The organism is Gilliamella sp. Nev6-6, from assembly GCF_001690605.1.
Taxonomy (GTDB): domain Bacteria; phylum Pseudomonadota; class Gammaproteobacteria; order Enterobacterales; family Orbaceae; genus Gilliamella; species Gilliamella apicola_C.
The window spans coordinates 47299-56629 of the sequence record NZ_LZHP01000070.1 but is presented as its reverse complement, the minus strand read 5'-3'; the positions used below and the strand labels follow the sequence as shown (position 1 = coordinate 56629).

At 34.3% G+C, this 9331-nt stretch carries 7 protein-coding genes and 1 pseudogene; 6 read left to right on the top strand and 2 right to left on the bottom strand.

The genetic code is table 11. The features are described 5' to 3' along the window. The 3 genes and pseudogenes from A9G42_RS08675 to A9G42_RS13390 all read left to right on the top strand — a co-directional run. The coding region (locus A9G42_RS08675) for a hypothetical protein (RefSeq protein WP_065653209.1) at nucleotides 1-1949 on the top strand (1949 nt) is incomplete at its 5' end. A gap of 115 nt (nucleotides 1950-2064) precedes the next feature. After that, nucleotides 2065-7008, top strand: coding sequence for a DNA repair ATPase (locus A9G42_RS08670; protein ID WP_065653208.1), 4944 nt, complete (start codon nucleotides 2065-2067; stop codon nucleotides 7006-7008). A gap of 67 nt (nucleotides 7009-7075) precedes the next feature. After that, nucleotides 7076-7225: pseudogene (locus A9G42_RS13390) on the top strand (integrase core domain-containing protein); the annotation flags it as partial. 199 nt (nucleotides 7226-7424) lie between these two features. Here A9G42_RS13390 and A9G42_RS13385 read toward each other — a convergent pair. Next, nucleotides 7425-7589, bottom strand: a complete 165-nt coding sequence (locus A9G42_RS13385) for an IS3 family transposase (protein WP_176700860.1) — start codon at nucleotides 7587-7589, stop codon at nucleotides 7425-7427. Between the two features lie 134 nt (nucleotides 7590-7723). Further along, nucleotides 7724-7891 carry a transposase gene (locus A9G42_RS13685; protein ID WP_081297217.1) on the bottom strand — a complete coding sequence of 56 codons (168 nt, stop codon included), beginning with the start codon at nucleotides 7889-7891 and terminating at the stop codon, nucleotides 7724-7726. 258 nt (nucleotides 7892-8149) lie between these two features. Between A9G42_RS13685 and A9G42_RS08660 the strand changes: the two genes are divergently transcribed. The 3 genes from A9G42_RS08660 to A9G42_RS08650 all read left to right on the top strand — a co-directional run bounded on the left by A9G42_RS08660 (nucleotide 8150) and on the right by A9G42_RS08650 (nucleotide 9311). Further along, a complete protein-coding gene (locus A9G42_RS08660; protein ID WP_065653207.1) occupies nucleotides 8150-8455 on the top strand; it encodes a hypothetical protein in 306 nt (101 codons plus the stop codon). Between the two features lie 96 nt (nucleotides 8456-8551). Beyond that, nucleotides 8552-8851: a hypothetical protein gene (locus A9G42_RS08655; RefSeq protein ID WP_065653206.1), complete on the top strand. Its 300-nt coding sequence runs from the start codon at nucleotides 8552-8554 to the stop codon at nucleotides 8849-8851. A gap of 154 nt (nucleotides 8852-9005) precedes the next feature. Further along, complete coding sequence (locus A9G42_RS08650; RefSeq protein ID WP_065653205.1) at nucleotides 9006-9311, top strand: hypothetical protein; 306 nt, start codon at nucleotides 9006-9008, stop codon at nucleotides 9309-9311. Nucleotides 9312-9331 lie beyond the last annotated feature (20 nt).

Below are 9331 nucleotides of genomic sequence, written 5' to 3'. Positions count from 1 at the left end.
AAGTGCACTTTACAGGGGCCTTAGTTTACCCTGTTATCTATAAAAAAGAATTTATGAAAATTTCATTGATTACTTTTGATGTAGAGCGTCGTGGTAAAGATGGTTTAATTTGTAAAGATAATTTACGTGCAGATATCTGTGTTGCTTTTTATTTACGCGTTAACGAAACGACTGAAGATGTGTTAAAAGTAGCTAAATCTATTGGTGTAGATAGAGCTTCAGATCAAAAAGCAGTAAGTTCACTCTTTAGTGCAAAATTTTCAGAAGCGCTAAAAACCGTCGGGAAACAATTCGAGTTATCAAAACTGTTTGAAGATCGCATGAACTTTCGTGAACGCATTATTGATGTTATCGGAAAGGATCTAAATGGTTATGCTTTAGAAGATGTTGCTATCGATTATTTAGAACAAACGCCAATAAAATCTCTTGATCCTGATAATATTTTTGATGCTGAAGGGATTAATAAAATTACATCCATTACAGCTGTTCATAAAGATGAAACTAACAAACGAGAAAGAGATCTTGAACTCGCATTAAAAAAGAAAGATACCGAAACAATTGAAGCAAAACTTGAACTTGAACGACAACAAGCAGATGCTGAAGCAAGACAAAAAAGAGAAATAGAAACAATTCGAGCACGTGAAGCGGCTGAAACGCTAAAAGTACAAGAAGAAGAGCGTTTGAAAGCAGAACAAGCTAGAATTCAATCACAACAAGAAATTGAAGTACGAGAAGAAAATCGTTTACGTGAAGTCGAAGTTGCACAACAAAACCGCTTAAGAGCTATTGCAATAGAAGAAGAGCGAGTTGAAAGAGCACGTTCACTTGAAATTGTTGCTCGTGAACGCGAGGTTGAATTGCAACGTATTGAAAAAGATAAAGTACTTGAAGAAGAAAAAAAGCTTATTGCCAATGTAATAAGAGAACGTGTTGCTGTTGAAAAAACAGTTGCAGTCGAAGAAGAAAACATTAAAGAAGTACGTGAAGTTTCAAAAGCAGATCGTGAAAAACAAACAACGATTATTGAAGCAGAAGCAAGAGCTGAACAAGAGTTAGTCAAGCAAGTTAAGCAAGCAGAAGCTGACGAACAAGCATCAAAACACCGCGCTATTGAAATTAGCACAATGGCACAAGCTGAACTTGAAGCAGCAGCTAAGCAAGCCGAAGCGAAAAAACAATTAGCACAAGGTATTGAAGCTGAAGAAGCGGCAATTGGTCTTGCTGAAGCAAAAGTACGTAAAGCACGAGCAGAAGCTGAAGAGAAAGAAGGATTAGTCAAAGCAAATATCACAGCAGAAACTTTATTAGCAGAAGCAAAAGGTAACCAAGAAAAAGGATTATCAGAAGCAAAAGTCATTGAAGCTAAAGCTGTTGCAATCGAGAAACAAGGCTTAACAGAAGCGAAAGTACTTGAAGAAAAACTTTCAGCACAAGCTCGTGGTGATGAACGAATCGGTTTAGCTAAAGCATCGGCAACAAAAGAGCAAGGTCTTGCTGAAGCACTAGTAATACGTGAACGTTTAACAGCTGAAGCTAGTGGTTTAGTTGAGAAATTCCAAGCTATGGGCACAATGAGCGAACAATCTCAACACCATGAGGAATTCCGTTTGGCACTGGAAAAAGGATTTGAACAAGCTATGGCTGCTATTACTGCCAATAAAGAAATTGCAAGAGAGCAAGCAGATGTTCTTGCTGCAGCATTTAGTAAAGCCAATATCGAAATTGTGGGCGGTAACGATAACTTCTTTAACAGCTTCTCTAAAGCAATTAGTGTTGGTAAAGCTATTGAAGGAACAGTTAATCAAAGCCCTGTTCTTCAATCGGCGTTGCAATCAGTGTTATCACGCTTATCAGGCGATAAGCATGTTGATCTAAAAGAAACATTGCAAAATACTGATTTAAAAGCACTAGCAAAACAATTTCTATCTACAGAAAATGACAATAAATAATGAACATGTTCTTCGATAGTTATTAATTTGGCTTATCGCTATCATCTGTTTTCGGTAGATAATACGTTTCTACCGAAAACAATAAGCTTTTCTGTATAATCATAATGAGTTAAAAATGTCAGAAATACAACAAGATATTGAAAAACAAACAACATTAGATAAAGCAGTTGCCGAAGGCGGTGCTTATGAAATTCTTCGTAAACGTCTAACATCATTAGGGCAAGAGCTTAACCAAAAAACAGAAACATTAAATCAACAACGGCTTTCTGAATTCGGTAAAAGCGATATGTCAATTACCGCGCGAATTCGTATAAGAACTGAAAATAACTGTATAGCAAGAGATATTGTTCGTTTTGGTGATTGGCTATTATTTGGCTATAACGTTTTTTTAGGGTTAAAAAAAGAAACCAAAATTGAAGATGTCTTTTCTCTTTATCAGCTTATCGACCGTGATGGTAATTACGAAGCAGATCCTGTTGCTCTTTCTGATACCTTCTTAAACATTGATCGATTTGTTCAAGATTTTAATGAACTTTATACTTATTATAAAAATGCTCAGTTATTACAACTTGTTGAACGTGATGGTAAGTTACTAGCTAGTTTCCAAATTGGTGAACGGGTAAGTGATATTCGCGTTTTTCGGTGGTCTATATCAACCGATAAAAAAAATATTAATTATATAGATAACCGTGGTGAACGAGATATAGCTCTTCCACCTGCTTATGATTTTGAATGGCAAGAGACCACACGTGAAAATATTATTAATGGGCGATTTCCACATGTTAACGTGTTAGATACTATTTTTGTTGAAACCATTGGTGGTGATTTAACAATAAAATGTGAAAATAACACTAACGATGGGCTTGGAATTTACCGCGAAGATGTCATCGATAAAAATCAATCCATTAATGACGCTAAAATAGAATATGCTAAAGTAGGATCACTAATTCTACTAAAAGTATTACCTTATCGTGAAGATAATTGGCGGTACTTAGTCTATAATACGCTAACACAACAAGTCCAACGAATTGATTTTATTGGTCAAGCTTGTATCCAACTCCCAGAAGATCATGGAATTATTTTCCCTGGTGGCTACTATTTACAAAATGGCGAATATAAAACATTTGATCAATCAATGTCAGGAATGCGTTTTAGACGTATCAGACGTTCACCTAATGGCGAAGATGTTTTATATATATTTTATGATCCAACATCTGGTCGATTAGCATTATTTAACTATAATATGATTGAGCGTAAACTCAATAGCCCTATTTTAGGTCATGGTTATGCAGTTTTTGAAGATGGTAGAATGGTTGTGTTTGAGGGAGAAAGTAATGAACCAACTCGGGTCCATCCAATGCAAATATGGCAAACACCATTTTATAGTGATGAATTTGCTGCAAAACAACCAACAAATAATAGCTTTTTAGGTAGAATAGGTAATGCTGAACTAGTTCGAGGCATATCAGATCTTTATTTTATTGCTCGCGAAATTGACAACCAATCAGTATCATCCCAGCTATACGGCAAATTAAGTGAAGACACTAAAAAACTTTTTGATACCTACTTTTGGCTAAATGACGAGAAAAATTTACCTTTTACACCAATTCTTCGTAATATTTCGCAAACAAGCGAATTAGTGCTTGATGAATATGAAAAAGTTGAAAGTATACGCCGCCAATCAAATAGCGCCATGCGCGAAGCGATTTCAAATCAACAAGATCTATTAGCAAAATTATATCCTGATAGTTGGAAAGAAACCCAAGAATATGTCGATGCCCTGAATGCAATCAAAATGCAATTGGGTAGTCTTGTCACTTTAAGAACTTACCGTTATATCGATTTAGATCAAATCGATATAATGGAAGATGAACTTAAAAAACGCCAATCTATCGTTTATTTAGCCACAGCAGAATTTCTAGGTAGTGAACAAGCCTTAGAGCCATTCATATCAAAAATTGATGACATTGAAAATGACATTGCGAAAGCAGATTCTGTCGCAAAACTCAGTAAGCCAACAAAAATGGCTGATGATATGTCTAATGATTTAGATATGCTATCGCAATTAATGGCATCATTAAAGTTTGATGATGTTACATTGCAAACAAAAATCATTGAATCAATTGCAGAAGTTTATTCAAAACTTAATCAAACCAAAGCAAGAATAAATCAAAACCGAAAAAATTTTTCGAGTACTGAAATGATCGCCCAATTTGGCGCTCAATTCAAACTATTTAGTCAAAGTATAGCTAATGCACTAGGACTTGCTACAACGCCTGAAAAATGTGAAGATGAGCTTTCTAGGCTGTTAGTTCAATTAGAAGAACTGGAAAATCAATTTAGCGAAAGTGAAGAGTTTTTAAATGATATCTTAGCAAAACGTGAAGAAATATTAGAATCGTTTGAAACACATAAGCAAGCGCTTCTAGAAGACAGAGCTAGACGCAGTGAAGCACTACAGACCGCAGCGCAACGAATTTTAGATAGCATACCAAGAAGAACCGCAAAGTTTTCAGACCAAACAGAACTCAATGCTTTTTTTGTTGCAGATCCTTTAGCCCAAAAAATTCGTGAAATCGTCGAAAAACTAAGAGCACTATTTGATAATGTTAAAGCAGACGATATTGAATCCCGATTCAAAAGCGCACAAGATCAAGCAATCCGCGCTTTACGTGATAAATCAGAGATTTTTGAATCAGGCGGTAATATCATAAAGCTTGGGCCAAGACATAAGTTTAGTGTCAATACACAGGAACTTGATCTAACAGTCGTACCTAAAGCAGGCCACCTATATTTACAATTAACTGGTACCGATTATCAAGAAAAAATAGAACATCCTAAACTAGAAAGCTACAAACCATTTTGGACAATTTCATTAGAATCAGAATCACCTACAGTCTATCGTGCAGAATATCTTGCTTATTCAATCATTAATTCTGCATTAAAAAAAGATGATGAATTAACTTATGAAAAACTAACTACGCAATTAAATCAACCTGAACTATTGAATAAAACTGTTCGTGATTATGCAGCAATACGATATCGAGAAGGCTATGAAAAAGGCATTCACGATCATGATGCTGTAAAAATATTATTAAAAATTATTCCACTAGGTGAGATAGCAGGCTTACTACGTTATAATCCTTTAGCACGCAGTCTAGCTATGCTTTATTGGCATTATAATCAAAAAAATGACATCGCTAAGTTATGGCCTGAACGCGCTAAAACCTGTCTAGATATTTACTCACTGTTTGGGCATGAAGAAGGCTTAAAAAATCTTCGTACAGAGATATTTGAAGAACTCAGTTTATTTCTACAAAAATATCCAATACAACATGATAATTATCATGTTAAACAAGCATCCGAATATTTAAGCTATATATTAGCCGAAACACCGCAACAATTTACATTAAGTAAATATAGCCAAATATTGTTTGAAGGATTAAAAACGCAACTAGAGCAATCTCACATGTGGGTGGACTTTAATCAATCACAAATAAGCCTGATGACACGACTAGCAGATCGTTGGAATCTAATCGAAAGTTGGTTTAAAGGTCTATGCACCCTACCCCAGTATCAAAAATTTGTAGCTTATATTGCTGAAGCAGCTATGCTATGTATTTTAGATAGAGAAAATGGCATCACCACAACAATTAGCGAAATTGACCTTGATATTACCGTTAACGATCTATTAGGCGAACACCCAAGCATTAAGCAAGGGCAATTAAATATAAATCTAGATGACTTCTTCAGTCGTATGCGTAAACAATCGCGTGTAGTAATTCCAGAATTTAAGCATTACCAAATGCTTCGCCAAGAAGTTTTAGAAGAACAACGTCATTTTTTACATCTTGAGGAATTTAAAGCAAAACCATTAAGTTCATTTGTACGTAATAAACTCATTAATCAAGTTTACCTACCAATTATTGGTGATAACTTGGCAAAACAAATGGGAACTGTAGGAGAAAGCCGTCGTACCGATTTAATGGGATTATTATTACTCATATCCCCTCCAGGTTATGGTAAAACAACCTTAATGGAATATATTGCCAACCGACTTGGTTTAATTTTTATGAAAATTAATGGACCTGCGTTAGGGCATAGTGTGTTATCTTTTGATCCTGAGCAAGCACCAAATGCAACCGCCCGTCAAGAACTTGAAAAGCTTAACTTAGCACTTGAAATGGGTAACAACGTTATGCTTTATCTTGATGATATCCAACACACCAACCCTGAGTTTTTACAAAAATTTATTTCACTATGTGACGGCTCTAGGCGCATTGAAGGGGTTTGGAAAGGAAAAACCAAAACGTATGATCTTCGTGGCAAAAAATTCTGCGTAATTATGGCTGGTAACCCCTATACCGAATCTGGTGAAGTTTTTAAAATTCCTGACATGTTGGCTAACCGTGCAGATATTTATAATTTAGGGGAAGTGCTTGGCGGAATGGATGAAGTATTTGCATCAAGCTATATTGAAAACTGCTTAACATCCAATCCTATCCTTTCCCCTCTTGCCTTACGCGATCTTAATGATCTTTATCTATTAATCGATCATGCGCAAGGAAAGCCACTTAACACTAACGAGCTTAGTTATGCTTATAGCCAAGCCGAAATTAATGAAATTGTTGCCGTACTTCGTCATCTATTAAAAGTTCGTGAAGTAGTATTTAAAGTTAATCAACAATACATTATTAGTGCGGCACAATCTGATAAATATCGAACCGAACCTCCATTTAAGTTGCAAGGTAGTTACCGTAATATGAATAAACTTGCGGAAAAAATATCCTCAGTGATGAATGATGAAGAACTTAATCAGATTATTGAAGATCACTACCTTGGAGAAGCACAATTGCTTACTAATGGAGCAGAAGAAAATTTATTAAAATTGGCAGAAATCCGTAATGTACTTACCGAAGAACAGACAAAACGCTGGCAGCAAATTAAAACCGACTTTGTGCGCAATAAAGCACTTGGTGGCGATGAAGCTAATACAGGAGCTCAAATTGTTACACAACTTGCTGATCTAGTACAAAGCGTTCAAGCATTAAAGTTATAAAATAAAAAGCTTAAAAATAAGCATACCAATAGATCGATCTTTGGTATGCTTATCTGTATAAGCAACACCTTATCAAAATGGCTATATTGAACGATTTAATCGTACCTATCGTACTGAAGTACTCGATTTATATCTTTTTAACAACTTAGCGCAAGCAAGGAGAATAACCGAAGAAGGGTTAACGATTTATAACACCGAAAGACCACATGAGGCATGAAATAACATGACACCGCTTGAGTATAAAACACTAAAACAGGCAGCTTAATTTTCTACGTGAGTTGTGTACTAAGTTTGGGGTATTTACAGAAGGCTCTAAAACGACGTTGATTGCAACGACTATCACTCGTAAAATCCATTGACCAACATTCACCTTGTTTATTGGGAACCAATAACTTTTCTGGCTCCCGAGGTGGAATTCATTGTTTTCGTTTGGTTTTAAGATTCAGTTTTAACTCACAATACACCCGATAAACACGTTTATGATTCCAACGATATCCCAGCTTTCTGATTCGATTAAAACACTTAGGAAAGCCCCAGCGTAAATGTCGGTCTGTGATAGCATTCAACACCGAAACAATCACCGAATCATCCAGTAACTTAGGTTGATAATAGTAAGCTCAACGACTTAAACCAACAATGGCACAACTCATAGCAATAGTAACTGAATGATTTTTTTGTAGCGCCTATGCCCACGTTTTACGTACCTTTGTGGGCACTAAAGCTTTTTTATGATTTCTTCCTGGAGCTGTGATTTTAAACTTAGCTCAGCAAACATCTGTTTAAGCTTACGGTTTTCAGCCTCCAGCTCCTTTAAGCGTTTAATATCCGACGTTTCCATACCACCGTATTTTTCCCGCCATTTATAGAAAGTTGAATTACCCATGCCCTATTTACGACAGAGCTCCTTGACAGGAATACCCGCTTCAGCTTCTTTTAAAATAGCTACGATTTGATGTTCAGTCATTTTTTTCATAATTGAATCCCCTTTACTTTTATCATAGAGAATTTTCTACTTTTTTGCTGTACTATTTTAGGGGGTAGTTACATATCCGCCCCTCCTTCAGTAAAAAATAAGGTTGGGGGAAGATATACATTGATGTAAAAGAGAATTAATAGCCTTAATAAATAATGGGGAAATCCAATGGCAGAACTAAAAAAATATAAATTAATAAAAACGATGATATATGAGGTAGATACCGATGAAGGTTCCATAGAATATCGATTAGAAATATATAGAAGGGAAAACGTATTTAAAGGCATCGTCTATAGAAAGGAGCTATATCGAATGCGAGCTAATTATAAAGGAGGTCTTGCAAAGTGCGATGAATTTATTTTTAGTCCAGATAATAATTTCAGTCTTAATTTTATTAATTATAATGAATCAGAAGAAGATATCATTAATATTTTTTATAATGAATTAGAGAAAAATTTTAGCTCTCTCAATTAATTATAATTACTATATAAATTGATATAGGTTAAAGAAAAGTTGAGTCGTGTTGCTTAGTATCCTGTAATACTCAAATAAACACTGGAAAAAATTAAAATGGCAAAGATAAAAAAATATGAATTAATAAAAACGATCATTTATGAATTAAGTAAAGATGAGCATTACGAAGAATTTAAATTAGAAATTTATAAAGGAGACAAAGATTTTAGAGGTATTGGTTATCGGTTAGACTCATATAGATTGAAACGTCGTTATGATGTTAAAAGATTTGTAAATAGCGATGTATCTTTATTTATTGAAGATTTTTATTTTTATTACAACAAGTCGGAAGAAGATATCATTAATAATTTTTATATTAAGCTAGAGAAAATATTTGGGCCACTCAATTTGTTATAATTATCATTATTCTTAAAATTAATTAAACTAATGTAGCTTATTCAGTACCAGCCTAGCTTTGCTAAGATAGATAACCATAATATCTTTGGACAAGTATCTATATAAATTGATATAAAATAGAATTAAGAGTACTAATAAATAATGGGAAAACTCAATGGCAGAACTAAAACAATATGAATTAATAAAAACAATAATTTACAAAGTTGATACCAAAGATGATTACGCAGAATATAAATTAGAAGTCTATAAAGGAAATAACGGATTTAAAGGAATTATTTATAGAAAAGATTGCTATAGAATGTTAGCTCATTGTGATGAAAATTTTATAGGTATCGATAAAAATCTATTTACTCTAGATAATAATTTTAATCGTTGTTTAATTAATTATGATGAATTGGAAGAAAATATCATTAATCATTTTTATATTGAATTGGAGAAAATTGGAGGCCATCTCAATTAATTGTAATGGCTATTATTTCA